Origin of the sequence: Devosia oryzisoli (genome assembly GCF_014837245.1) — a bacterium.
Classification (GTDB): domain Bacteria; phylum Pseudomonadota; class Alphaproteobacteria; order Rhizobiales; family Devosiaceae; genus Devosia; species Devosia oryzisoli.
Genome location: NZ_JACYFU010000002.1, coordinates 423,560 through 447,158 on the forward strand (window position 1 = coordinate 423,560; position 23,599 = coordinate 447,158).

Here is a 23,599-nt window from a genome sequence, read left to right on the forward strand (position 1 = left end):
GACCGCACCAGGCTCTGTTTCAGTTCCATCACGGGAACGCTGCGCAATGGGTCCGTTCTAGAAGGGGAGAACAGCTTGGTCAATCAAGGGCTTGTCCCGCGGCCGCGACCTACCCAAATGCTTCTGAAAATCGTTCGCAAATACAAGGACTTGCCCGCGGCCGCAGAAGCCGCTAAGGCCGTCGCTCAGCCCTTGGAGCAAGCCTCATGACCGCCGACCGGACACTGACCATCGCCACGGCGAGCCTCTTTGTCGGAATCGCCGTGCTTGGCCTCAAGGTGGCCGCCTGGTGGTTCACCGGTTCGGTCGCGCTCTACTCCGATGCCCTCGAATCCATCGTCAACGTGGTCACCGCCATCACCGCGCTGGTGGCAGTGCGATTGGCGCGCCGCCCCGCCGATGCGGCCCTGCCCTATGGCTACCACAAGGCCGAGTATTTTTCGGCCGTGGTGGTGGGCGTCATGATTATCGTGGCAGCGATCCTGATCCTGCGCGAGGCCTTCTACGGGTTTCTCGAGCCCCGCGTGCCGAATGCGCCGATGGAGGGGCTCGCCATCAGCGTGGCGGCGACGGTGATCAACTTCGTCTGGGCGAACGTGCTCAAGACGCAGGGCCGCAAGGCCAGATCGCCTTCGCTCGAGGCCGACGGCCGGCACCTGATGACGGACGTGGTGTCCACCATCGGCGTTCTGGCCGGGCTGGGCCTTGTCTATCTGACGGGCTGGGCGCAACTCGACGCGATCCTTGCCGCCCTCGTCGCCCTCAACATCCTCTGGTCAGGTTGGGGCGTGATCCGCGAGAGCGTCGGGGGACTGATGGATGTGGCCGTGCCCGTCGATACCCAGAAGCTGATCCGGGAGGTCATTTCGGCCAATGCCGAGGGCGCCATCGAAGCCCATGACATCCGCACGCGGCAGGCGGGCAAGCTGACCTTCATCGACTTCCATCTGGTGGTCCCTGGCGCCATGAGCGTCGATGACGCCCATGCCATCTGCGACAGCATCGAGGCCAAGCTGCGCGAGGCGGTCAAGGACGTGCAGATCACCATTCATGTCGAGCCGGAGAACAAGGCGAAGCATTCCGGGATCGTCGTCGTCTGATCAGGCGCTTGCATGCGCCACGCGGAGCAGGCAGATTCGTCACATGCGCTTCCTCATCGCTCTCGCCATCGCCCTGCTCGCGCTGCCCACCTGGGCCAGCGAAGCCTACGTGAATGCGCGCTTCGGCTACGCGATCTCCGTGCCCGAGGGGCTGGAGGGGCAAGGAGAGAGCGACAATGGCGACGGGCAGCGCTTCGTGGCGGCCGGCCGCCCGACAGAGCTTGCCGTATGGGGTGGGTTTATTACCGGACAGCCTGACTTTTCGGGCTTTGCCGGTTGGAGCATCAGGCAGGACGAGGCCGCGGGCTGGGGCATCAGCTATCAGGCGAGCACGCCCACCTGGGCAAGCTGGTCCGGCACCAGCGGCGGGCGGGTGCTGTACCAGCGGCTGATCGCGCTCTGCGCGCCGGGCACCTACGCTGCTTTCCGGCTCGAGTATTCGCAGGCCGACCGGGTGACGGTTGACCCCGTGATCGAGAAACTGGTGCCGTCGCTCCATGCCACAGGGTGCTGAGAGGGCCGACCGCTAAAATTCGATGCCCTTCTGCGCCTTCACCCCGGCCCGGAAGTGGTGCTTGATCTCGGTCATTTCCGTGACTAGGTCGGCGATCTCGATCAGTTCATCCTTGGCGTTGCGGCCGGTGACGATGACGTGCTTGCCCTCGGGCTTGTTGCGCAGGGTGTCCACCACCTCATCGAGCGGCAGGTAATCGTAGCGCAGGCAGATGTTGAGCTCGTCGAGCAGCACCATGTCATAAGCGGGGTCCTCGATCAGCGCCTTGGCCTGGTCCCAGGCGTTGCGGGCGGCGGCGAGGTCGCGCTGCCGGTCGGCAACATCCCAGGTGAAGCCTTCGCCCATGGCGTTGATGGTGACCTGATCGGGAAACTTGTCGAGCACGGTGCGCTCCCCGGTGTCCCAAACGCCCTTGACGAACTGCACCACCCCCACGCGCATGCCGTTGCCGAGCGCGCGGAACACCATGCCGAAGGCGGCGGTGGATTTGCCCTTGCCCTTGCCGGTGTGAACGATGAGGAGGCCCTTCTCCTCAGTCTTGGTGGCGAGGATCTTGTCGCGCGCCGCCTTCTTCTTCCTCATCTTCTCGGCGTGGTAGGCATCGCGCTCCGCCTCGGTCATGAGGTCGGTCTTCTTCACCGGCTTGTCGGTCATCACGCAGTCTCCTCGAGAAAAGCATAGGCGGAATTGGAGCGCGGGGACCAGAGACCGCGCTGGCGCGCTTCGTTGAATTTGGCGAGCAGCTCGTCATAGCCGAAGCGGTTTGCCTCCCTCAGCCATTCGCGCACCGTGTCATCTTCGACGAAGGCATCGAACGCCAGGTCGAAGTGATGGGTCTTCACCGCGCCGGTGGTGGCCGCAAAGGCGAACATGAAATCGACGGTGGCGATGATTTCGAAGGCGCCGCGATAGCCGTGGCGCATCATACCGCCGATCCACTTGGGATTAACCACGCGGGAGCGCATGACGTGGCTGATCTCTTCGTCCAGCGTTCGGATTTTCGGCGTTTCCGGGCGGGAATGATCATTGTGGTAGGCGGCCGGTTTGTGGCCGGAGAGGATTTCGGCGGCGGCGGAGAGGCCACCCTCGAACTGATAGTAATTGTCGCTATCAAGCAGGTCGTGCTCGCGATTGTCCTGATTGTGCACCACTGCCTCGATCTCGCTCAGGCGGGCGCGGAACCGATCCTGCATCGGCGTGCCGGCGGCCTTGGCGCCATAGGCGTACTGGCCCCAATCGAGGAACTGGGCTGCAAGGTCGGCCTTGCCGGACCAATTGCCGTTGTCGATGAGTTGGCCGAGGCCGGCGCCGTAGGCCCCCGGCTTGGAGCCGAAGATGCGGGCGCCGGCCTGCTCCGCCGCTTCCTCCTGCGAGGCGCCGGCGGCGATGAGGCCGAGGGCCTCGGCGCGCATGCGCGCGGCAATCGGATTATCTTCCTCCGGCTCGTCCAGGGCACCGACAGCACGCACGGCCCGATCGAACAGCGCGATCTGGGCCGGAAAGGCGTCGCGGAAGAACCCGGAAATGCGCAGGGTGACATCGACCCGCGGGCGGCCGAGCCTGGCCAGCGGGATGATCTCGTACCCCGAGACGCGGAGAGAGCCCGGGTCCCAGGTCGGGCGCATGCCGATCAGAGCCATCGCCTGGGCAATGTCGTCGCCCCCGGTGCGCATGTTTGCCGTGCCCCAGACCGACAGCGCCACCGCCCGAAGATGAACCCCGTGGTCCTGAAGGTGGCGCAAAACCAGGCTTTCCGCAGACTTCCGGCCCAGTTCCCACGCGCTTGGTGTAGGGACGGCCCGCGCGTCGACCGAAAAGAAGTTGCGGCCGGTGGGCAGCACATCGAGGCGGCCGCGCGACGGGGCGCCGGAAGGGCCCGGGATGATGAACTTGCCATCGAGACCATCGAGGAACGCCTGCATCTCGGCAGGACCGGAAGCAGCCAGGCGCGGCCGAATGAGGCTGTCGACGGCGGCCAGAACGGCGCGGGTCGCGGTCCAGGCCGGATCGGGCGCCAGCTTGCCCTCGACGAGTTCCGCGGCAAGGGATTCGAGGTATTCGACGATCTGGCCGGCGGTTCTGCACGTGGGGCTCGCGCCCCCCTTCGCCGCAGGTGCGGATATTTGCGGTCCGGTCCAGGGCTCGCCCAGCTTGGCGGTCAGCGGATCGAAGCCGAGTTTCAGGTCGTCGGCGAAGGCACGGATGAGAGAACCCTCCTCCGGGCTGTCGCCGCGGGGCACACGGGCAAGGGCAACCGTGAGATCGCGTTCGAGGCTACCCGTCGGAGACTGGCCGAAGACGTGCAGGCCGTCGCGGATCTGCGCTTCCTTGAGATCGCACAGGAAGTTGTCGATCTTGATCAGGGCCGCGGTTTCGTCTTCTGGCAGGCCGATGTCGGCGTCGAGACGGCTGTCGCGGGTAAAGTCGAGAATGCGACGCTTGAGATCGGCCATACGGCGGCGATCCATGCCGGAGGCGGCGTAATATTCGTCGAGCAGCGCCTCGAGGTCCTTGAGCGGCCCGTAGGTTTCGGCGCGGGTGAGCGGGGGCACGAGGTGGTCGATGATGACGGCGCCGGCACGCCGCTTGGCCTGCGTCCCCTCCCCCGGGTCGTTGACGATGAAGGGGTAAAGGTGAGGCAACTGCGCCCACAGGGCATCAGGATAGCAGTCGGCGTCCAGCGCTGCGGACTTGCCCGGAAGCCATTCGAGCGTCCCGTGCTTGCCGTTGTGCACCATGGCGTGCGCATCGAACTCGTGCCGCAGCCAGAGATAGGCCGCGATATAGGCGTGGGGCGGCACCAGCGCCGGGTCATGGTAGCTTGCGGTCTCGTCGAGGTGATACCCGCGCGCCGGCTGGAGCATGACCACGATATTGCCCAGGCGGTGGGCAGGCAGGTGGAATGCGTCCTCGCGCACGAACGGATCGGTCGCCGGATCACCCCAGCGCGCGGTGACGGTGGTACGAATTTCCCCGGGCAACGCGGCGAAGAGTTCGGCGTATCGCGCCAGCGGCAGGACAGCACCCGATTGCCCCCGCTGCGGCTGCGCGTTGGTCGGCCCCGACTGCAGGAGGGCAATGAGGTCGGCACTGCCGAAGGCCATCGGTATCGCCTCCCTCCCCCCTTGAGCCAGCCCATACCCCGCCGTCTCCAGCGCCATCAGCATGCGGACGGTGCTCTCCGGCGCGTCGTAACCCACGCCGTTGGCGAGCCGCCCGTCGCGAATGGGGTAGTTGGCGAGGATCAGGGCAACGCGGCGGTCGGCACGGGGTGTGGCGCGGAGGCGGGTCCAGTTGAAGGCGAGGTCGACGGCACGGCGGATGCCCCCGTGGTCGGGCCCATAGGCGCTGAGGGGGCACTGGGTCCGGTGGTGCCAGACCGAATCCGCCTTGTGGCCGACCAGAAGCCCGCCGATGCGGCCATCGACTTCCGGCATGACGAGGTACATCGCCATGTCCTTGGCCGACAGCCCCTGCGGATCGGCCTGCCACTGAGCCTCCGAGCGCCCGGACTGGATCAGTTGGATGACTGGCGCATCGGTGCCTGCGAAAGGGTTCTTCGCCGCGTCGAGATCAGCGACACCGAGCGCAAAGGCGGTGAGATTGAAGATCGCAGACGGCGGGAATGTCTTTAGCACCTGCTGCACGAAGCGGACGTTCTCCGCATCCTTGAGCGAGGATACGACAACCGGGACCGGCGCCAGCCCGCAGTGCTCGAGCCCGGAAATCAGCGCCTCTAGCGTGGCCGTGCCGGCACCTTCGAGCGCGGCTCGGTAAAAGAGGATGGGGACGTGGCTCCAGGGCCGCTCGTGATCGAGCGTTTCGTGATGAACCGCCCTGAGTTCGGCCTCCTCGGTCATCCCCTTCAGCGGGTGCCAGAGTCCGAAGCGTGGAAAAGCCTGCGGCTCGAGCGCCCTAAGCACCCCCACACCGGTCTCCGCCGGGCCCGCGAGAGTCTCAAACGCGGTGAGGATGGCGTCCGCGTTCTCCGGGCCGCCGGCGATGAAGAGGCGGTGCAGCGCCGCCCAGTCGTCGGGGTGGACCGTGGAGCGCGACTGCAGAATGGGATCGGGGTGAGCGTCCCCGGGCAGCAGGATCAGCGGGATGCGGCGGTTGGCGCAGAGGGCGGTGAGTTCGTCGACGCCATACTGAAAGTAGGCCGCGCCGCCGATGAGGCGGAGCACGACAAGCCGGGCGTGCACCACGGTCTTTTCGAGCCACATATCCACCGACAGGTTATTCGACAGACGCAGCGTGTTGGCCAGGCGCAGTCCCTCTTCCCCTGCCCGGTCCGCCGCGGCGGCGAGCATGGCCAGTTCGCTGTCGGCGGACGACGCAAAGACATGCGCGCCGGGAGACTGGGCAAGGTCGATCGCCTCGCCCTCCTGCTGGATCGCGCCAGCCTGGGCAGAAAGCAGGTGCATCAGAAAGGTCTCGGGACGAAACTGGATTTCCCCGCGCCCGCGATGCGGCCCCCTCCCCTTGACGGGGAGGGATGGGGTGGGGTGTTGCGAGGCCTACAAATCGAATGCGTGGCACACCCCCTCCCGGCCTCCCCCGTCCAGGGGGAGGTGGGCGCCGGTGGATGCCCAGGCGCCGCGGGGCGCACTATGCCGCCGCCTGCAGGCTCTGTGTGATCGCTTCGCGATCCAGCGGTTGTTCGCCGATGACGACGAGGGCCGTCTCGCGCCTTTCACCCGGCTTCCACGGGCGGTCGAAATAGGCGGTGACCCGCGGGCCAACCGCCTGGATGGCGAGGCGCGCGGCGGCGCCCGGAACGTCGGCAAAGCCCTTGAGGCGCAACACGTCGTGCGTCTTGATGGTCTGCTCGATCGTCGCCAGCAGATGGTCCTTGCCCTGGATGCTGGGCAGGGTCAGCGAAAAACTGTCGAAATCGTCATGCTCGTGCGTTTCCCCGCCATGCTGGAGTTCATGATGGCTGGGCCGATTGGCGATGTCGCCTTCGGACTCCATGCCCATGCCGAGCAGCGCCGCAACATCGACATGACCGTTGGCAGCCCGGACGATGCCGACGCCGGGGCGCAGTTCGGCCCGGATGTTCTTCTCGACAGTCTCGAGCGTCTGGGCATCCACGAGGTCGGTCTTGTTGAGGATCACCATGTCGGCCGCCGAGAGTTGATCCTCGAACAGTTCGCCCAGCGGCGTTTCGTGGTCCAGCATTTCGTCCTGGCGGCGTTGCACATCGACGGCGGCTTCATCGGAGGCGAAACGGCCCTCCGCAAGGGCTGCGGCATCGGCCACCGTGACCACGCCATCAATAGTCACCTGCGCCTTGATTTCGGGCCAGTTGAACGCCCGGATCAGCGGCTGCGGCAGGGCGAGGCCCGAGGTCTCGATCACGATGTGATCGAATTTTTCCTCGCGCGCGAGCAGCGCCTGCATGGTCGGGATGAACTCGTCGGCCACCGTGCAGCAGATGCAGCCATTGGACAGTTCGACCATGTCCTCCTCGCGGCAAGTCTCATCGCCACAGCCGGCCAGAATATCCTTGTCGACGCCCAGATCGCCGAACTCGTTGATGATGAGCGCGATGCGCTTGCCCTTGGGCGCGTGGGCCAGCATGTGGCGCACCAGCGTGGTCTTTCCGGCGCCGAGAAAGCCGGTGATGACGGTGGTCGGAATTTTGGTCGTCATGAAAACGGGTCCTCCAAGCGCTGCGGGCCCTCCCCAAAGGGGAAGGCGCGCCGGTTGGTTCAGTGTACAGGGATCAGGCGAAGAGGCGGGGCGTGACGAGGCCGGTCTTGGCCAGGCCCCGGACGGTCTTCGCGCCAGCCAGCACCGCCAGGTCGATCAGCGGCTCGGCCAGGACGACCAGCATGTAGGCGCCGCCGAAGCTCGCAACGGAGGCGATGTTGCCGGCTGCAAAGCCCTGGCCGTAGAGGGCCCAGAACGCGACCCAGAGCACGACGCCCCCCTGATAGGTTGCCGAGAGCGCCAAGGCCTGGCTGTAGCGCAGGTCCACATAGGCGGTGTCGCGCCGGATGATCCGGTCGGCGAGGAACTTGATGGCCAGCAGCGGCGCGATCAGGGTCGTCACATTGGCAAAGAACTGCGGCAGGTCGAACGGCGCAAAGAACAGCCCCTGCAGCAGCAGACCCAGCGCCAGGCCGAAGGCGGCCGGTGCGGCGCCGAAGATCAAGAGCAGCGTCGAGCCGAGGATCAGGTGGACTTCGCTCACGCCCACCGGATAGTGCGGGAACACCTGGAAAAAGCAGAAGACAGCGGCCGTGGAGAGGCCGGCGCGGGTGAAGAGAGACACGACGCCGCGTTCGCGGACGCTGTCCAGCGCAAACTTGACGGTCATGGCGCCGGCGGCGGCAGCCGTACCGTAGGCGAGGAGCAGTTTTTCAGGGGAAACCAGGTCTGGCGCGATATGCATTTTTGCGATCCGTAAAATGGGTAAGGGGGTCTGGGCGCAGGCGGCTTTCGCGGCACGGCGCAGGGGGACTGATCCCGATACGGATCTAGCCTGATGGCGTGATCATCTTGCCCTCCATCTGTCCCACCGACAGTGAGTGATCAACCGGTGGTTGGCAGGTCTCCTGGCTCACGGGTCATCGTCGTTCCCGGCCTTCCCGATGCCGGAAGGGCATCAGTGGCGTATCGAGAACACTCACCGCTTACAGTTGCGGGGGCAGCCACGGATTCGGTCCCTGATGGGTACGCCTCACCATGTTCCCTTTTGATCCCCTTGTCGTTGCGGACGCAGGGAACCAACCACGACCAGTGTTACGCCCGGCATTGGCCGCGGTCAATCGGCGGGTTGCCCGTGATCCTCGCCGTACCCTTCGGGAGCAGGCCAGGAGACGCTGACAACGGCAACGCGAACATCGAGCATTTCGAGCAGAGCTTCACCCGAGGGCACCTGCACTTCACCCGAAACCGGGGTGGCGTCGATATCCGAAGAATAGTCGTCGGCGGGCGAGAAGCGGATCGACACCCAGCAGGTTTTATCGTCGGTATGGGCCAGATTCCCGTTCTCGATATTGGCGTACCCTCCGTAGTCCCACCAGAAACCGCCAATGGTGAAGGGAGCGCCATTGAGAGCCTCCACTTCAGCCACCGTCTGCCCGATGCGAACGCCACCGGGCGCAATCTGGCTCGGCGCAAGGTCGACATAGGAGAGGCCGCTCCGGGCATCTTCGTCCCACCAGCCAAAGCGCATGGTTCGCTGCGGGTCATCAGGGAACACCGTGGTGGCCAGCATCTGCATCCCCTCGGGGCCGTCCACCATGCCGGTGACCACGTTGTCAGGGCCAAAGGTCTGCTTGACCAGCGCCTCGGAACTTTCGGGGCCAAAGACCCCCTCGCAGGTGACCTGGCTGGCCTTGGTCTTTTCCTTGGCAGCAGCTGGCATAGTCAGCAGCAGCACAGCCGCAAATGCAGGAACGAAGAAACGGGCGAGCATAGGTGGCCTCCGACCGGCGAGAACGGCATTGTGTCTCAAGCCAGGTTGGCCGGCAATCGGCGACTCAGCGTATCACGGCACGTGCAAAGGAGGCCTATCCCATGAAACCCATCACCTTCAGCCGCGAGGAAACCAAGGCGATTGTGGGTGACATCCAGGACTATTTCCGGGAGGAGCTGGACCAGTCGATCGGGGCCATTCCGGCGGAAATGCTGATGCAGTTTTTCGCGGACAAGATGGGCGCCTATTTCTACAATCGCGGCCTCTATGATGCGCAGGCCCTGGTGCGCAAGAAGATCGACGATGTCAGCGATGAGATCTTTTCGCTCGAGCAGCCGACCAAGCACCTGCGGTAAGCTCTGAAATCACCCTTTCGAAAAGCAGCGGGAGTGCTAGAAGACGCGGCCGGTCGTTCCGGCTCTGCTTCTTGGGTGCTCCATGGGTTTCAATATCCCGTCCCTTGCGCCGATCGGCCTGCTGATCGCGTCGAACCTGTTCATGACCTTCGCCTGGTACTGGCACCTCAAGGTACACAACGGCGTGCTCTGGGTCATCGTGCTGATCAGCTGGGGGCTGGCGTTCTTCGAATACTGGCTGGCGGTGCCGGCCAACCGCATCGGCAGCGCCGTCTATTCGGCCGCCGAACTCAAGACCATCCAGGAAGTCATCTCGCTCGGCGTCTTTGCGCTCTTCGCGGTGTTCTACCTTGGCGAAAAACTCACTTGGAACCATGGCGTCGGGTTCGGCTTCATCGCGCTCGGAGCGTTCTTCATCTTCAAGGGCCCGATCAAATAGCGCCGGCCACGGGCCTCCCGGTCAACTCAGGCAATCGACAATATTGTTCGCCAGATCGCGCATGAGGGTGGGGTAGAGCTCGACGCCCTCCGGGAGCGTGCTACCCTCAGGATCGAGCACGCCGGCCTTGGCGCTGGTTCCCTCGATGATCGCGTCGACGATCGTGGGCTTGAAATTGGGCTCGGCGAAAACGCAGCTGGCGCCGAGCTCGCTCACCTTGGCGCGGAGCGCATCGATGCCTGCCGCGCCGGGCATGGCGTCGGGCGAAAGCGTGATGCTGCCCGCGACGGCCAGATCAAAGCGCTTCTCGAAATACTGGTAGGCATCGTGGAAGACGACAAAGGGCTTGTCCTTGACGGTCTCGAGCCGCGCCGCAATGTCGCCGCTTAGCGCATCGAGCGCCGACCGCTCGGTTTCGGCATTGGCTTGGTAGCGGGCGGCATTGTCCGGATCGGCCTCGGCCAGCACGCCAGCGATGTGGCTGACCATGAGCTTGGCGTTTTGGGGATCGAGGAAGAAGTGAGGGTCGATCTCCTCGCCATGGGCATGGCCATGGTCTTCCGTGTCCACTTCAAACGCCCCGCTCTCGCGCGGCGCCAGCAGTTCCACACCAGGCGCCTCGGTGAGTTCGACCTTGGTAGCGTCCGGCGCCAAGGTGTCCAGAGCGTCCGCGAGGAACAATTCGAGGCTCGAGCCGGTCCAGAACACGATGTCTGCCGCTTCCAGGGCCGAGGCGTCGGACGGCCTCAGGGCATAGGTGTGCGGCGAGGCGGCACCTTTGACAATCAGGGTCGGCTCGGCCACCCCCTGCATGACGGCCGCGACCAGGGAGTGGATCGGCTTGATCGAGGCCACGACATTGGGCGCCGCCCAGGTGGCATTCGACAGGAGCAGGCTGGCGAGAGTGGCGAGCGGGAGAAGACGGATCATGATCGGGCCTCTTCAGGATCGGTGCAGCAGGGCTGATATGTTATCTTATTACACTTGCCGCGGCGTTATGCTATAACGTAATCAAACTCGTCAAGAGGACAGCACATGATGGAACAGGTCCGATGCAGGACACCGGAATGAAGGACGCCCTGATCACGCTCGAGAACGCCGGCGTGCGGCGCGGTGGCCGCGTGCTGGTGGAGGGCGTCGACCTGGCCATCCGGCGCGGCGAGATCGTGACCCTGATCGGTCCGAACGGCTCGGGAAAATCGACCACCGCAAAAATGGCCACGGGCGTCCTCAAGCCCACCAGCGGCCGCGTAACGCGACGGCCCGGTTTGACGATCGGCTATGTGCCGCAGAAGCTCGCCATCGACTGGACCCTGCCCCTGACGGTGGAGCGTCTGATGACGCTGACCGGCCGCTTTTCCGCCCGGGAGATCACGGAAGCGCTGGAGGCTGTTGGCGCCCTCCGGCTGCGCAAGGCGGCGGTCCAGGAGCTTTCGGGGGGCGAGTTCCAGCGCGTCCTGTTCGCGCGCGCGATGATCAGGAAGCCCGATTTCCTGGTCCTCGACGAGCCGGTGCAGGGTGTCGATTTTTCGGGCGAGGCCGCCCTTTACCGGCTGATCCGGCAGATTCGCGACGCCACCAATGCCGGCATCCTGATGATCTCGCACGACCTGCACGTGGTGATGGCCGAGACCGACACCGTCATCTGCCTGAATGGCCATGTGTGTTGCCGCGGCACGCCAAGCGCGGTCAAGTCCAGCCCGGAATACCTGCACCTCTTCGGCGACCGGGCCGAATCGGCGCTGGCTCTCTACGAGCATCACCACGATCACGAACACCACGAGGACGGCTGCGTTGTCGGCGCCGAGCACACCCACAGCCACGCCGGGCACCACCATGCGCAATAGAACCAGACAGTTGGAGCCTCTCGCTTATGTTCGGTGACTTCTTCTCCCGCGCCATTATTGCCGGTACGGGGCTTGCCGCCGTTACGGGTCCCCTGGGGTGTTTCGTGGTGTGGCGGCGCATGGCTTATTTTGGCGACACCATGGCCCATTCGGCGCTGTTGGGCGTCGCCATCTCGATCCTCTTGTCCATCAACATGACCCTGGGTGTGTTTCTGGTCGCCGCGCTGGTGGCCGGCGCGCTGCTGCTGCTGCAGCGGCAGGCAACCCTGTCCACCGATTCCCTTCTGGGCATATTGAGCCATTCCTCTCTGGCAGTGGGCCTGGTGCTGGTAGGGTTTCTGACCCAGGTGCGGATCGACCTCATGGGCTTTCTCTTCGGCGACATTCTTGCCGTCTCGGAACAGGACATCTTCATCATCTATGGCGGCGGCATCGCCATTATCGCGCTGTTGGCGATCAATTGGCGGCCATTGCTGGCGGCCACGGTGAGCCCGGAATTGGCCGAGGCTGAGGGGCTGCGCCCGGAAGTGAGCCGCATCATCCTGATGCTGCTGATGGCCAGCGTCATCGCCATCGCCATGAAGCTGGTGGGGGTCCTGCTGATCACCTCGCTGCTGATCATTCCCGCCGCCACGGCCCGGCGCCTGAGCGCCACGCCGGAGATGATGGCCGTGGTTGCCGGGTTCCTGGGCGCGGTGGCGGTAATCGCCGGGCTGTTCGGCTCTCTAACCTGGGACACCGCATCGGGTCCCTCGATCGTCGTCGCGGCCCTTGCGATCTTCCTGGTATCGCTGGCGGTGCCCACGGCGCGGCTGTTTGGCAGGAGGCAGGACCATGGGGCATAGCCGCGACATTCCAGCGGACCTGACGCGCAATCAGGGGCTGGTGCTGGGGGCCCTCACCGGGTCGGGCGCGCCCCTATCGGCCTACGACATCCTCGACCAGCTCCGGAGCGAGGGGCTGCGGGCGCCCCTCCAGATCTACCGCGCGCTCGACAAGCTGGTGGAACGGGGCCTGGCGCATCGTCTCGAATCGCTCAATGCCTTCGTCGCCTGTACCGACGCCCATTGCCACCGCAAGGGCCTCATCGCCTTCGCCATCTGCGAAAGCTGCGGCAAGGTGGACGAATTCGCCGACACGGTCATCGAGGAGCGCCTGGCGGCGTGGGCCGGCAGCACCGGCTTCACGGTCGGACGTACGACCATGGAAATCCGCGGCAGGTGCGCCGCATGTTTGGGCGCCTGAGCGAGCGGACCTCAGGGATCCTCGGGGAACATCGGCAGGCCCGGCATGGCCGGCAACCACGGCTCGCGCCGCTTGCACCAGCCTTCCACCTGCGGCGCAATGCCACTGGGCGCGTCATCCAGGGTGCCGAGGTGGATTTCGACGCCGGCATCATTGAGGTTGAAGGTGTGGGAGCCGCATCTGGGACAAAAGCTGCGGCCGGCATAGGTCTCCACATGCCCCTCGTAGCTGAACTGGTCAGCCCGCCAGTCGGCATAGGCAAGAAAGGCGCTGCCGGTGATCTTGCGGCAATCCGCGCAATGGCAGAGGCCTGATTTGAACGGCTCCCCGCGCACCTCGTAGCGCACGGCACCGCAAAGGCAGCCACCGGTCCTGATCTCGTCAGCCATGGAATACGTCCCCCAATGTGGGTGGGAAACTCCACGGCATGGAAGAAGGTTCAGCAGCGCCGCTCAGGCTTTTAGGGGAACGTCAGGAACCGCACGGCGGCGGCGCCATAGCGCCGTTCATCATCAAGCGTAAAACCCTCTGGCACAGTGATGTCGGCCTCGGCGGCCTCTTCCCAGACAACCGTGGCGCCGGGAGAAAGCCAGCCATGGCGCGCCACTTCCGCCAGCGCCTTCTCGCCCAGCCCCTGACGGTAGGGCGGGTCGAGGAAAACGAGGTCGAACTGGCCAAAGGTGCCCGGCGCGCCCAAGGCCGTCGCATCGCGACGCAGCAGCTTGCTGATGCCGGCGACCCCGAAAGCTTCGATATGGTCGCGGATCAGGCCTCGCGCCTCGGCACCGGTTTCAACGAACGTGACGTGGGCAGCGCCGCGCGACAAGGCCTCGAGCCCGAGCGCCCCGGTGCCGGCGAAAAGATCAAGCACCCGCTTGCCTTCGAGAACCGGTCCAAGCCGGGAGCCGAGAATGTTGAAAATGGACTCGCGCGCCCGGTCCGAGGTCGGGCGGATATCGCCCTCCGAAGGCGACGTCAGCGCCTTGCCCCGAAATTTTCCCGCAACGATGCGCATCTGGCTCAACGATCGTTGCGGGGTTTACGAGGCCCTGCCGGACGTCCGGAGGGAGGGCGGCCCCCGGTGGGCCGGCCACCTGTCGGGCGGGCACCAGTGGGCCGGCTGCCGGTGGGGCGGGCACCAGCAGGACGGCCAGCAGTTGGGCGGCCACCGGTCGGGCGAGCGCCAGTGGGGCGAGCACCCTGGGGACGCGGTCCGCCGGGCTTGGCGAAGGGCTTGCCGAACGACTTGCCACCCTCGGGCCGGGCGCCTCGCGGTGCATCGCCATCGCGCCTTGCAAAGGGCTTGCGCGTGTCGGCCGGCTTCCCGCCGCGCTTGGGACGCTCATCCGCACCGCGATCGGGCCGTGGGCCGCGCGCCGCCGCATCGCCGAAGCCACGCTTGGGCCGGTCGCCGAAATCGCGCTTGGGACGATCCTCGAAGCTGCGCTCCGGGCGCGCCCCGCGGGCGGGCTTGTCGCCGAAACTGCGCTTGGGGCGATCGGCAAACCCGCGCTCAGGACGCGCGCCGCGCGCCGGCTTGTCCCCAAAACTCCGCTCCGGGCGATCTCCAAATCCGCCACGGGCGGGCTTGCCACCATCGCGCCTCGGTGGCCGATCGCCAAAGCTCCCGCGGCTCTCCTGATGGTCCGTGCGCGCCCCGCGCGGGGGTGCGCCGCGTGCCGGCTCGGCGCCGCGTCCGCGCCCCTGGGGCTTTTCGGTGAAGACCTCGGGCGCGCGGCCATCTTCATCGAAATGGACGCGGCGGGCCCGCACGGGCAACCCATCCTCACGGTTCCTGCTGCCGCGGTCTGGCCTTGCATCACGCTGATCGAAGCGGTCACCGCCCCGCGGGCCCGGGCGATCGCCGCGCCCCTCGACGGGCGCTGGCCGACGGGCGAAGCCGGTGTCGCGATCCCGGGGAGAACGGACCGGGCGACCATCGCGGGGCGGCGGCGTGTCGGGCATCTCGCTTTCGAAATCCGCCCCGGCCTGCTCGGAAAGCTTCTTGCCCAATTGGTCGCGCAACAGGCGCGACTTGACCATCTCGACGCCGCCCTCTGGCAGATCCCCGAGCTGGAAGGGACCGTAGGAAATGCGGATTAGCCGATTGACCTCGAGCCCAAGAGCCCCGAGCACATTCTTGACCTCGCGGTTTTTGCCCTCGCGCAGCCCGAGCAGCAGCCAGACATTGCTGCCCTGCTCCCGCTCCAGGGTCGCCTGGATCGGTCCATATTTGACCCCCTCGACCTCGATGCCTTCCTTGAGCCGGTCAAGCTGGGCCTGGGAGACAGTGCCGTGGGCGCGCACGCGGTAGCGGCGCAGCCAGCCGGTCGCGGGAAGCTCCAAGACGCGCTTGAGCCCCCCATCATTGGTGAGGAGCAGAAGCCCCTCGGTATTGATGTCCAGCCGCCCGACCGTCAGGACACGCGGAAGACCCTTTTGCTCGAGCGCCTCAAAGATCGTGGGACGTCCCTCGGGGTCTTTTTCGGTCACCACCAGACCCGCCGGCTTGTGGTAGAGCCAGACGCGCGTGCCCTGGCGCGCAGCGAGGGGCAGGCCATCCACCTCGATCTTGTCGCGGCTGGTGACGTTGAAGGCCGGCGTCAACACCTTCTTGCCATTGACGGACACCCGCCCGTCGCTGATCCAGCCTTCGGCATCCCGACGGGAGCAGAGACCGGCGCGGGCAATGACCTTGGCGAGGCGGTCGGCGACTTCAGGCTGTTTTGGAGTGTCGCTCATGAGCGGACTTTCTGACATGCGGGACCCGGTATGCCCGGCGGGATCGCAGGGCGGGCGGCGCGGAGAACAAGAAGGCGGCCGAAAGGCCGCCTTCTTCGGCAGAGAAAACTGTGGCGTCGTCTAGAGCTTGACGTCGGTATCAGACAGTCGAGCATTAGGGTTATTCACCAGAGCGCCCGAAGTTGGACCAGGGTTGCGCAGGGCACGACGGATTTCGTCGGGGCAGCGGGCATCGTTGAGCGGCACGATGTCGCCATTTGCCGCCCGGCAGACGAGGTTGGCGTCGCCCACGCGAGTGAAATACTCGTCCGGCGGCAGATACAGCGGCCGGTTGCCCGATGTGCTGACGTTCATGCCGGCCGCCGTCATGCGTGCGGTCAGGGCCCTGGCCTCGCTCTCGGTCAATGGCCGGCCAGCCATGGAGCGCAGATCGACTACGCGCGCGTTGCGCAGGCGCTGGATGTCGGCTTCGCTCAGCCGCGACGTATCCACACGTACCTGGTCGCTGTTGGCGGGCAACTGCGTCGCCGCGACCTGCGTGCTGGGAGCCGGCAGGTTGTTGGCGTCGCGCGGCAGCACGAGGGGCGCACGCGCCTGCGTCAGATCTTCCTTGGGAGCATCGCCGGGAATGAGACCGACGCCGCGCGCGGTGGTGTTCATCACCTCGCGCTCGAACGTCCCGAAATCGGTCATGGCGTTGGTGCCTTCGACTGTCGTGCAAGCCGAAAGCGAGAGCGCGGCCAGAAGACCGAATGCGGCCAGAGCCAGTTTCGACACTGCGGCGCGCTGTGCAATCAAACCCATGGAGATGAACCATCCTTGACGATTTCGGCCGCGCTTATAGCGCATTGTGCGCCCTAAGACCAGATTCTGGCAGCAACGTGTTGTCCGCCATCAGGCCGCTGTTTTTGTTGCCGGGGCCCGGCCGAGACCGAGGATATCGAGCAGCAGCAGGATAACCCCGAACGTGATTGCCACATCGGCGATATTGAAGATGTAGAACGACCAGGCGCCCCAGTGGAAGTGGAAGAAATCGGCGACGGCGCCATAGATCAGGCGATCAAGGGCGTTCGACAGCGCCCCGCCTATGCAGAGCGCCAGTCCCAGCCGGGCCAGCAGCGTCGAGCTTTTCACCCACCACCACCCCAGGGCGAGCACGGCCACCAGCATGACAACGCCCAGCGACCACACCGGCAGGCCGTCGAGCAGGCCGTAGGAGATGCCGGTGTTCCAGACGAGCACGTAGTCGAAGAACGGCGTGACGGACACGACCTCCCCACCACGCCAGCCCGTCATGGAAATCGGATTGTAGAAGCTGGGATAGCTCGTGCAGAGCGCTTGCCCTACGGCAAAGCACTCGGCCGCGATATGGAAGCCCTTCTGGGCGCGGTCGATCCCGAAGGCGAGGACGGCGCCCATCAGGGAGGCCAGAACGGTTGGATTGCGGAGCGACTGGGATTGCACGAAAAGTTCCTGTGTGACCCTCCCCTCACCAGATGAGGGAAGGATGCGGGCCAAACTGCCCTTTAGAGGCCGGCAGCGGCTCGTTCTCGCAAGGCCTGGGCGTCGCGTGCCGTGACATCGGGATAGTCCGCATCCGAACCCACATCGGGCGACACCTTCCACGAGCGGGCGCAGCGACGCCCTTCGGCCAGCGCCGGCACCACGGCCACGCCGGGAACATCCTCGAGCCGGAACGCGTCGGCCGGGCCAGAACCCTGCTCGACACTGATGGCGGAGGTAATGGCGATGTCGGCGAGGTCGAGCCCATCGAGCGCCGCGGCGTAGCGCGCATCCTCAAGGAAGACGCGCGGAGCGGCCTCCAGCGAAGAGCCGATGCGCTTTTCCCGCCGCTCGATCTCCAGCGCCCCCGTCACCACTCGACGGACGGCCCGGATCAACTGCCACTTCTGGGCCAGGCCGTCGTCGATCCAATTCGGCGGAACCTCGGGGAAGAGGCGCAGGTGCACGGACGAGCCGTCCTCAGGATGCCGCTCAAGCCAGCACTCTTCCATGGTGAACACCAGGATGGGTGCGAGCCACGCCGTCAGACAGTTAAACAGATGATCGAGCACCGTCAGTGCAGAGCGGCGGCGCACTGAGGAGATCGGATCGCAATAGAGCGCGTCCTTGCGGATATCGAAATAGAACGCGGAGAGCTCGATATTCATGAAGTTGGTGAGCAGCGTCACCACCTTGCGGTAGTCGTATTCCTTGTAGGCGGCGCGCACGCCGGAATCGAGCTGGGCGAGCCGGTGCAGCATCAGCCGCTCGAGCTCGGGCATGTCCTCGGGGTCGACCAGATCGTGGGCCTTGAAGTGCGCCAGATTGCCGAGCAGCCAGCGCAGCGTGTTGCGCAGCTTGCGATAGCTGTCGACCGTGGTCTGGATGATTTCCTTGCCCAGCCGCAGATCCTCCGAATAGTCGGAAGAGGCCACCCAGAGCCGGAGGATATCGGCGCCGAACTGCTTGATGATCTCCTGCGGGGCGACGACGTTACCCAGCGACTTGCTCATCTTGCGGCCTTCGCCGTCCATGGTGAAGCCATGGGTAAGAACGCTATCATAGGGCGCGTAGCCGTTGGTGGCGCAGCTTTCGAGCAGCGAGGAATGGAACCAGCCGCGGTGCTGGTCCGAGCCTTCGAGATACATCGAGGCCGGGAACTTCAGATACGGCCATTTCTGCTTGTTGCGCAGCACGAAGGCGTGGGTCGAGCCACTATCGAACCAGACGTCGAGCACGTCGCGCACCATCTCGTAGTCGTCGGGATTGCGGTCCGCGCCCAGATAGCGCTCTGCCGCACCGGGCTTGTACCAGGCGTCGGCGCCTTCTTCCTCGAAGCTTTGGGCGATGCGGTGGTTCACCGCCTCATCCTTGAGGATTTCGCCGCTTTCCTTGTGGACGAAAACGGTGATCGGCACGCCCCAGGCGCGCTGGCGCGACAGCACCCAGTCAGGCCGATCGGCAATCATGGCGCGGATGCGGTTCTGGCCGGTGGCCGGATAGAAGCGCGTCTTGTCGATGGCCGCGAGGGCACGCGTGCGCAAGGTGTTCGCGGGCGCGGGAGCATTCTTCTCCCCCTCGGGGAGAAGGTGGCCCGCAGGGCCGGATGAGGGGGATGCCCCGATCGGCCGATCCATATAGACGAACCATTGCGGCGTGTTGCGGTAGATCACCGGCTTCTTGGAGCGCCAGGAATGGGGGTACTGGTGCTTGACGCGGCCGCGGGCGACCATGGCGCCGCGCTCTGCCAGAGCGGTGATGACGCGCTGATTTGCGTCGCCCTTTTTACCGTTGTCGTCGATGACGCGTGCCCCCTCGAAGCCCGGAGCATCCTTGGTGTAGAAGCCCCCGTCGTCGACCACATAGGGGATCGAAGGGTCGATGCCGCGCTGCTGCAGCAGGCGGGTCGATTCCATCCAGATGCCAAAGTCGTCGAGGCCGTGACCGGGCGCGGTATGCACGAAGCCGGTGCCGGCATCATCCGTGACATGTTCGCCATCGAGCAGGGGAACGTCAAATTCGTATCCGCCCGCAAGGCCGCGCAGGGGATGATGCGCCGCCAGAGCGCCGAGCACGGAAGCGGGCACGTCCTGCAGACGGGTGTGGCCCTCGACCTTGGCCTTGGCGAACACCTCGGCAGCCAGCTTGTCGGCAATGATGAGCTTGTCGCCGACCTTGGCCCAGTTTTCGGCGGGCGCGGCGGTCACCTCGAACAGGCCGTAGGTGATGCGGCTCGAAAACGAGATGGCCCGGTTGGCGGGGATGGTCCAGGGCGTCGTGGTCCAGATGACGACACTTGCACCGGTCAGATGCTCGCGATGCGCTATGACCGCGTCGGTGTCGCTGCCATCCACAGCTGCGATGCGCGAGACCGGAAACTTCACCCAGATCGTATCGCTCTCATAGTCCTGATACTCGATCTCGGCTTCAGCGAGGGCAGTGCGTTCAACCACCGACCACATCACGGGCTTGGACCCGCGATAGAGCTGGCCGGACATCGAGACTTTCATCAGCTCGCGCGCGATTTGGGCTTCGGCGTCGAAACTCATGGTGAGGTAGGGGTTGTCCCACTCGCCGAGCACGCCGAGGCGCTTGAATTCCTCGCGCTGGATATCCACCCACTGCTCGGCGAAGGTCCGGCATTCCTGGCGGAATTCCACCACCGGAACCTCGTTCTTGTCCTTGCCCTTGGCGCGATACTGCTCCTCGATCTTCCACTCGATGGGCAGGCCGTGGCAGTCCCATCCCGGAACATAAGCCGCATTGTAGCCCAGCATCTGCATCGAGCGCGACACAAGGTCCTTGAGGGTCTTGTTGAGCGCGTGGCCGATATGGATGTTGCCGTTGGCGTAGGGCGGGCCATCGTGCAGGGTAAAGAGCGGCCGGTCCTTGGCTTGCTCGCGCTGCAGGGCGTAAATGTCCATGTCTTCCCAGCGCTTGAGCCAGTCCGGCTCACGCTGGGGCAGCCCGGCGCGCATGGGGAAGTTCGTTTCCGGCAGGAAAAGCGTCGACGAATAATCGGTTTCGGTCGCGCCTTGTGCGGTGTCGTTCATGGGTCGGCAATCGGTTCAGGGAGTTTTGCGGCGGGTTGTAGCAAGCAAGGGCAGCGGGGGCAAAGGGTGATTTGCGCCTCCTCTTTTCCCCCTCGAGCGGAATGGCCCTTACCGGAAGAACCCCAGCTTCTGGTCCAACTCGCTGATCGGCCGGGCCTTGGCGATCATGTCGCGCGCCTTCCGGCTATCGCGATCCATGGCGGCAATCAGTTCGTCCAGGCCGTTGAACACTTCCTGGCCGCGGATGTGGCCCACCAGCGCCACATGAAGGATCTGGTCGTAGATGTCTTCGTCAAAATCGAACAGATGCGTCTCGAACGGCGGCCGCTGGTTGTCGAACATCGGCTTGCCATAGGCGGCAACGCCATCGAGCAGCCGGTCGCCCAGGCGGGCCCGCACGGCGTACACCCCCTGCGCCAGCTGGAAGCCCGTCGGCGTCAGGGTGTTGGCCGTCGGGTAGCCGAGGTCGCGGCCCCGCTGGTCGCCCTTGACGACGCACCCATCGAAGAACCAGTGGTAGCCGAGCAGTCGATTGGCTGCAGCGACACTGCCTTCGGAGAGGGCCGCGCGAATGCGCGAGGAGGAAATGACCTCGTCGCCTTCGTCCATCAGATCGAGAATGGTCACGGCAAAGGCGCGCTTTTCCCCTTCTGCCTGCAGGAACAGTGGCGTGCCGCGGCGCTGCCGGCCAAAGTGGAAATCGGCGCCGATGAAGACGCCGCGCACCTGCATGCGCTCAACGAGAAATTCCTCGACGAAGGTCTCCGCCTCGATCTGGGAAAACGCCTTGTCGAACGGCAGGACCAGGATGCCATCAAGGCCGAGCGCCTCGGCCAGTTGCGCCTTGGCCGAGCCTTGCGTCAGGCGGAACATGAAGGGCGCCGGAGCGAACACGTCCCGCGGGTGCGGCTCGAACGTCAGCACGATTGCCGGCGCGCCGGCGTCCCGCGCCGCCTCGCGCAGGGCGGCAAGGATGGACTGGTGGCCCCGATGGAAACCATCGAAATTGCCGATGGCAACGAAGGCGCCGCGCAGATGCTGCGGGAAATGGTCGAGGTTGGAGAGGCGGGTGAAGGTCACGCCACGATCCTCCCCTCCTCCAGCGCCGAGCCCACTACCACGACAGGCGCGGCAGGTAGCCGGCGACGCGGGCACGGCTGGGCGCCACGAGGTCGGCGATGGCCTGCGGATCGGGTTTGCCGAAGGCGTCGAGTTCGGCGGCATGGATGGAGCCGGTGATGAACAGCAGGTCGATGCCGAATTGCGCCGCCCCGGCAGCGTCGGTGCGTACGCTGTCGCCAATCCCGAGAACCCGCGACTTCTCGATGCTGCCGCCGGCCGCCTTTTCGGCCAGATAATAGGCTTCCTCGTAGATGGGCGGATAGGGCTTGCCGGCCATATGCACCATGCCGCCCATGGCCGAATAGAGGTCGCCCAGTGCGCCCCCGCAATAGATGATCTTGTCGCCGTGCTCGACCACGCGGTCGGGATTGGCGCAGATCATCGGCAGTTTGCGAGACAGCCAGAGCTTGGCGCGTTCGCGATACATTTCGGGCGTATCATCATCGGTGTCGAGATCGGTGACGATGACCGCCTCGGCTTCCTCGGGCCCGCTGCGCCGCACGTCGAGCCCTTCGTAAAGAGCGTCGTCGGCGGTGGGCGGGCCCACATGGTGGATCGCCTTACCGCGATATTTTGCCACCATGGAGCGTGTGCAATCGCCCGACGAGACGATCGCGTCATAGGCGTCGCGCGGCACGCCCAGGCGATCGAGCATGGCGATGATCGGCCCCGAAGGGCGCGGCGCGTTGGTGATCAGCACCGCCCGGCCTCCGGCCTGCCGGAACTTGCGCAGCGCGTCCACCGCTTCGGGAAAGGCAGATACGCCGTTGTGAACAACGCCCCAGACATCGCTCAGCACGGCGTCATAGCGCCCCGACAGATCGGAAAGACCGGAAATGGTTGGCAAGGGCGCAGACATGGCGGTCTTTCAGCGGTGAGGGCCTGATGTGGCTCTATCGTCAGTTTGGGCCGGCCGATCAAGAGAAAAGGCCAGCCGAAGGGATCAGTTCAAGACTCGGCTCGGCGCAGTTGGGCGCCCACCGAGCGCATGGGTTCGAAACCAAGATCGCTTCTGACGGGTCCGGGAGCGGCCACGTAATCCCCCTGAACCAACAGGATATCGCTGTCGATGAATTCCACGATCTGCCGCTCTCCGGTAATTCCCGTTGCCATCAGTGCCACCTCGAAGCGGGCGAGATAGGCCGCAATGTCGGTGACGTGGAAATCGGTATAGCGCTCGGGTGCGGAGAGAAACGCCGTCGCGTCCACCCGGACCGATCGCACGCCCAGCGCCGCGAGGTCGGCCACGTCGATCCGAAGCGACTCCATGTCCGAGAGGGAAAATCCAGCGCCCTTGCGCGCGATGGCCTGAACCGTGGACCGCTCTGGCGTGGTCATGCCACGCCATTCGGCATCGGGGACTTTGAAGACCAGCCCGGAAGCAATGGCGCGATTGGCGTCGAGGATGGCCAGCAATTGCTCCAGCGCCGGCGGGTCCGAAAGGGTCGCGCGGGAGAGAGGGATATAGAGGGTCACCTGTTGACCGCCCGCGCGAGCGCGGCGGCCGATCGTGACGGCCTCCACAAGGCCACTCGACTCGATCTGCACCACGACGTCCCTGCCCCCACGACGCGGCATGAAGTCCGGCGCGTTGGCGAGATCGCCATCCTCGAGCTTGAGCCGCGGCACGAGATCGTAGCCGGCGGGCCGGCGCTGGGGCAGCTTCACCACGGGCTGGATGTGATGGATCAGCCGGTTTTCCGCCAGCGCCTTGCGGAGCATTGGCAGCGGGATTGTCGGCTCGGGCAGGTGCTGGGGGGCACGATCGAAGGCGGGCGAATACGAAACCTCGTACCGGCTGGGCTGCCGGTCGGAGCCACCGGCCGCCTGGGCGGCTTTCTCGACCTTCACCTCCATGTCCGCGACCGCCTCTGCCACCTGGCGAATGACGGTGCCGAGCACGGAAATGTCCGCTTCCACCGTTTCCAGCCGCTCACCCGGTTTGAGGTCGGTGAGCGCATTGATGCGCTGGCCGAGAACCAGGCCGGCCTGCGCATCGGTCGCCAGAAGCCGCGACAGCTCCTCGATCGCACGCTCGAGGCGGGTTTCGGCGCGTACCCGCAATTGTCGTTCCATCAGCACCACGCTGGCGCAGCCGAACACCACGGCCACGAGGACCGCATTGGCCGGCGTGAAGACGAGCGCAAAATAGGCCAGTGCGCCCATGGCGACGGAGGCGAGTGCGATCAGGGAATAAACGAGTGCCTGCACGGGCGGACCTGGAGCCCCTTCCGATGCGCCGGGGATTC

21 protein-coding genes, 1 pseudogene and 1 riboswitch are annotated in these 23,599 nt (G+C 65.4%); of the genes and pseudogenes, 7 read left to right on the forward strand and 15 right to left on the reverse strand.

The window, feature by feature from the left end; all coding sequences use genetic code 11:
• Positions 1-206 precede the first annotated feature (206 nt).
• Complete coding sequence (locus IC608_RS08655; RefSeq protein WP_191774538.1) at positions 207-1,100, forward strand: cation diffusion facilitator family transporter; 894 nt, start codon at positions 207-209, stop codon at positions 1,098-1,100.
• 43 nt (positions 1,101-1,143) lie between these two features.
• Positions 1,144-1,614 (forward strand): hypothetical protein, encoded by a 471-nt coding sequence (locus tag IC608_RS08660; protein ID WP_191774540.1) that lies wholly within the window; start codon positions 1,144-1,146, stop codon positions 1,612-1,614.
• A gap of 12 nt (positions 1,615-1,626) precedes the next feature.
• Here the strand turns inward: IC608_RS08660 and cobO are convergent, their stop codons facing one another.
• The 5 genes from cobO to IC608_RS08685 all read right to left on the reverse strand — a co-directional run bounded on the left by cobO (position 1,627) and on the right by IC608_RS08685 (position 9,043).
• Positions 1,627-2,235 (reverse strand): cob(I)yrinic acid a,c-diamide adenosyltransferase, encoded by a 609-nt coding sequence (cobO, locus tag IC608_RS08665; protein WP_191775420.1) that lies wholly within the window; start codon positions 2,233-2,235, stop codon positions 1,627-1,629.
• Positions 2,236-2,267: 32 nt separating this feature from the next.
• Positions 2,268-6,038, reverse strand: a complete 3,771-nt coding sequence (gene cobN, locus IC608_RS08670) for a cobaltochelatase subunit CobN (RefSeq protein WP_191774542.1) — start codon at positions 6,036-6,038, stop codon at positions 2,268-2,270.
• Positions 6,039-6,222: 184 nt separating this feature from the next.
• Positions 6,223-7,269 carry a cobalamin biosynthesis protein CobW gene (gene cobW / locus IC608_RS08675; protein WP_191774544.1) on the reverse strand — a complete coding sequence of 349 codons (1,047 nt, stop codon included), beginning with the start codon at positions 7,267-7,269 and terminating at the stop codon, positions 6,223-6,225.
• A gap of 73 nt (positions 7,270-7,342) precedes the next feature.
• Positions 7,343-8,014, reverse strand: coding sequence for an energy-coupling factor ABC transporter permease (locus tag IC608_RS08680; protein ID WP_191774546.1), 672 nt, complete (start codon positions 8,012-8,014; stop codon positions 7,343-7,345).
• 136 nt (positions 8,015-8,150) lie between these two features.
• Positions 8,151-8,368, reverse strand: a riboswitch (cobalamin riboswitch).
• An 18-nt stretch (positions 8,369-8,386) separates the two neighbouring features.
• Positions 8,387-9,043 carry a hypothetical protein gene (locus tag IC608_RS08685; RefSeq protein ID WP_191774548.1) on the reverse strand — a complete coding sequence of 219 codons (657 nt, stop codon included), beginning with the start codon at positions 9,041-9,043 and terminating at the stop codon, positions 8,387-8,389.
• A gap of 101 nt (positions 9,044-9,144) precedes the next feature.
• Between IC608_RS08685 and IC608_RS08690 the strand changes: the two genes are divergently transcribed.
• Together IC608_RS08690 and IC608_RS08695 are read left to right on the forward strand one after the other, a co-directional pair.
• Positions 9,145-9,399, forward strand: a complete 255-nt coding sequence (locus tag IC608_RS08690) for a DUF2164 domain-containing protein (protein ID WP_191774549.1) — start codon at positions 9,145-9,147, stop codon at positions 9,397-9,399.
• Positions 9,400-9,481: 82 nt separating this feature from the next.
• Positions 9,482-9,838, forward strand: a complete 357-nt coding sequence (locus IC608_RS08695) for a DMT family protein (protein ID WP_191774550.1) — start codon at positions 9,482-9,484, stop codon at positions 9,836-9,838.
• Positions 9,839-9,859: 21 nt separating this feature from the next.
• Here IC608_RS08695 and IC608_RS08700 read toward each other — a convergent pair whose 3' ends face one another.
• Positions 9,860-10,768 carry a zinc ABC transporter substrate-binding protein gene (locus IC608_RS08700; protein ID WP_191774552.1) on the reverse strand — a complete coding sequence of 303 codons (909 nt, stop codon included), beginning with the start codon at positions 10,766-10,768 and terminating at the stop codon, positions 9,860-9,862.
• Between the two features lie 137 nt (positions 10,769-10,905).
• Between IC608_RS08700 and IC608_RS08705 the strand changes: the two are divergent.
• From IC608_RS08705 to IC608_RS08715, 3 genes and pseudogenes are all read left to right on the forward strand, one after another.
• A pseudogene (locus IC608_RS08705) lies at positions 10,906-11,676 on the forward strand (ATP-binding cassette domain-containing protein); the annotation flags it as partial.
• 35 nt (positions 11,677-11,711) lie between these two features.
• On the forward strand, positions 11,712-12,530 hold the full coding sequence (locus tag IC608_RS08710; protein ID WP_191774560.1) for a metal ABC transporter permease: 819 nt from the start codon (positions 11,712-11,714) through the stop codon (positions 12,528-12,530).
• Positions 12,520-12,930, forward strand: coding sequence for a Fur family transcriptional regulator (locus tag IC608_RS08715; protein ID WP_191774562.1), 411 nt, complete (start codon positions 12,520-12,522; stop codon positions 12,928-12,930). The genes IC608_RS08710 and IC608_RS08715 overlap by 11 nt, the downstream gene beginning before the upstream one ends.
• An 11-nt stretch (positions 12,931-12,941) precedes the next feature.
• On the opposite strand, the gene IC608_RS08720 is transcribed toward IC608_RS08715, so the two are convergent.
• From IC608_RS08720 to IC608_RS18445, 9 genes are all read right to left on the reverse strand, one after another.
• Positions 12,942-13,319 (reverse strand): GFA family protein, encoded by a 378-nt coding sequence (locus IC608_RS08720; protein WP_191774565.1) that lies wholly within the window; start codon positions 13,317-13,319, stop codon positions 12,942-12,944.
• A 71-nt stretch (positions 13,320-13,390) separates the two neighbouring features.
• Entirely contained in the window at positions 13,391-13,945 is a 555-nt protein-coding gene (gene rsmD, locus IC608_RS08725; RefSeq protein ID WP_191774566.1) for a 16S rRNA (guanine(966)-N(2))-methyltransferase RsmD, read from the reverse strand.
• A 5-nt stretch (positions 13,946-13,950) separates the two neighbouring features.
• Entirely contained in the window at positions 13,951-15,672 is a 1,722-nt protein-coding gene (locus IC608_RS08730; RefSeq protein ID WP_191774568.1) for a pseudouridine synthase, read from the reverse strand.
• A gap of 120 nt (positions 15,673-15,792) precedes the next feature.
• Positions 15,793-16,476 (reverse strand): hypothetical protein, encoded by a 684-nt coding sequence (locus IC608_RS08735; protein WP_191774570.1) that lies wholly within the window; start codon positions 16,474-16,476, stop codon positions 15,793-15,795.
• A gap of 90 nt (positions 16,477-16,566) precedes the next feature.
• Entirely contained in the window at positions 16,567-17,136 is a 570-nt protein-coding gene (gene lspA, locus IC608_RS08740; RefSeq protein WP_345890870.1) for a signal peptidase II, read from the reverse strand.
• Between the two features lie 62 nt (positions 17,137-17,198).
• Complete coding sequence (ileS, locus tag IC608_RS08745; protein ID WP_191774572.1) at positions 17,199-20,228, reverse strand: isoleucine--tRNA ligase; 3,030 nt, start codon at positions 20,226-20,228, stop codon at positions 17,199-17,201.
• Positions 20,229-20,336: 108 nt separating this feature from the next.
• Positions 20,337-21,308, reverse strand: coding sequence for a bifunctional riboflavin kinase/FAD synthetase (locus tag IC608_RS08750; protein ID WP_210316278.1), 972 nt, complete (start codon positions 21,306-21,308; stop codon positions 20,337-20,339).
• Positions 21,309-21,342: 34 nt separating this feature from the next.
• Positions 21,343-22,209 (reverse strand): TIGR01459 family HAD-type hydrolase, encoded by an 867-nt coding sequence (locus IC608_RS08755; RefSeq protein ID WP_191774575.1) that lies wholly within the window; start codon positions 22,207-22,209, stop codon positions 21,343-21,345.
• Positions 22,210-22,298: 89 nt separating this feature from the next.
• Positions 22,299-23,561, reverse strand: a complete 1,263-nt coding sequence (locus IC608_RS18445) for an EAL domain-containing protein (protein WP_191774577.1) — start codon at positions 23,559-23,561, stop codon at positions 22,299-22,301.
• Between the last annotated feature and the right edge of the window lie 38 nt (positions 23,562-23,599).

Coding starts and splice junctions, on each gene's coding strand:
- IC608_RS08660 (WP_191774540.1), top strand. CDS start 1,144: ATGCGCTTCCTCATCGCTCTCGCCATCGCCCTGCTCGCGCTGCCCACC.
- cobN (WP_191774542.1), bottom strand. CDS start 6,038: ATGCACCTGCTTTCTGCCCAGGCTGGCGCGATCCAGCAGGAGGGCGAG.
- IC608_RS08690 (WP_191774549.1), top strand. CDS start 9,145: ATGAAACCCATCACCTTCAGCCGCGAGGAAACCAAGGCGATTGTGGGT.
- IC608_RS08755 (WP_191774575.1), bottom strand. CDS start 22,209: ATGTCTGCGCCCTTGCCAACCATTTCCGGTCTTTCCGATCTGTCGGGG.
- IC608_RS08715 (WP_191774562.1), top strand. CDS start 12,520: ATGGGGCATAGCCGCGACATTCCAGCGGACCTGACGCGCAATCAGGGG.
- IC608_RS08720 (WP_191774565.1), bottom strand. CDS start 13,319: ATGGCTGACGAGATCAGGACCGGTGGCTGCCTTTGCGGTGCCGTGCGC.
- rsmD (WP_191774566.1), bottom strand. CDS start 13,945: ATGCGCATCGTTGCGGGAAAATTTCGGGGCAAGGCGCTGACGTCGCCT.
- IC608_RS08655 (WP_191774538.1), top strand. CDS start 207: ATGACCGCCGACCGGACACTGACCATCGCCACGGCGAGCCTCTTTGTC.
- cobO (WP_191775420.1), bottom strand. CDS start 2,235: ATGACCGAGGCGGAGCGCGATGCCTACCACGCCGAGAAGATGAGGAAG.
- IC608_RS08680 (WP_191774546.1), bottom strand. CDS start 8,014: ATGCATATCGCGCCAGACCTGGTTTCCCCTGAAAAACTGCTCCTCGCC.
- IC608_RS08695 (WP_191774550.1), top strand. CDS start 9,482: ATGGGTTTCAATATCCCGTCCCTTGCGCCGATCGGCCTGCTGATCGCG.
- IC608_RS08685 (WP_191774548.1), bottom strand. CDS start 9,043: ATGCTCGCCCGTTTCTTCGTTCCTGCATTTGCGGCTGTGCTGCTGCTG.
- cobW (WP_191774544.1), bottom strand. CDS start 7,269: ATGACGACCAAAATTCCGACCACCGTCATCACCGGCTTTCTCGGCGCC.
- IC608_RS08735 (WP_191774570.1), bottom strand. CDS start 16,476: ATGGGTTTGATTGCACAGCGCGCCGCAGTGTCGAAACTGGCTCTGGCC.
- IC608_RS08710 (WP_191774560.1), top strand. CDS start 11,712: ATGTTCGGTGACTTCTTCTCCCGCGCCATTATTGCCGGTACGGGGCTT.
- IC608_RS08700 (WP_191774552.1), bottom strand. CDS start 10,768: ATGATCCGTCTTCTCCCGCTCGCCACTCTCGCCAGCCTGCTCCTGTCG.
- ileS (WP_191774572.1), bottom strand. CDS start 20,228: ATGAACGACACCGCACAAGGCGCGACCGAAACCGATTATTCGTCGACG.
- IC608_RS08730 (WP_191774568.1), bottom strand. CDS start 15,672: ATGAGCGACACTCCAAAACAGCCTGAAGTCGCCGACCGCCTCGCCAAG.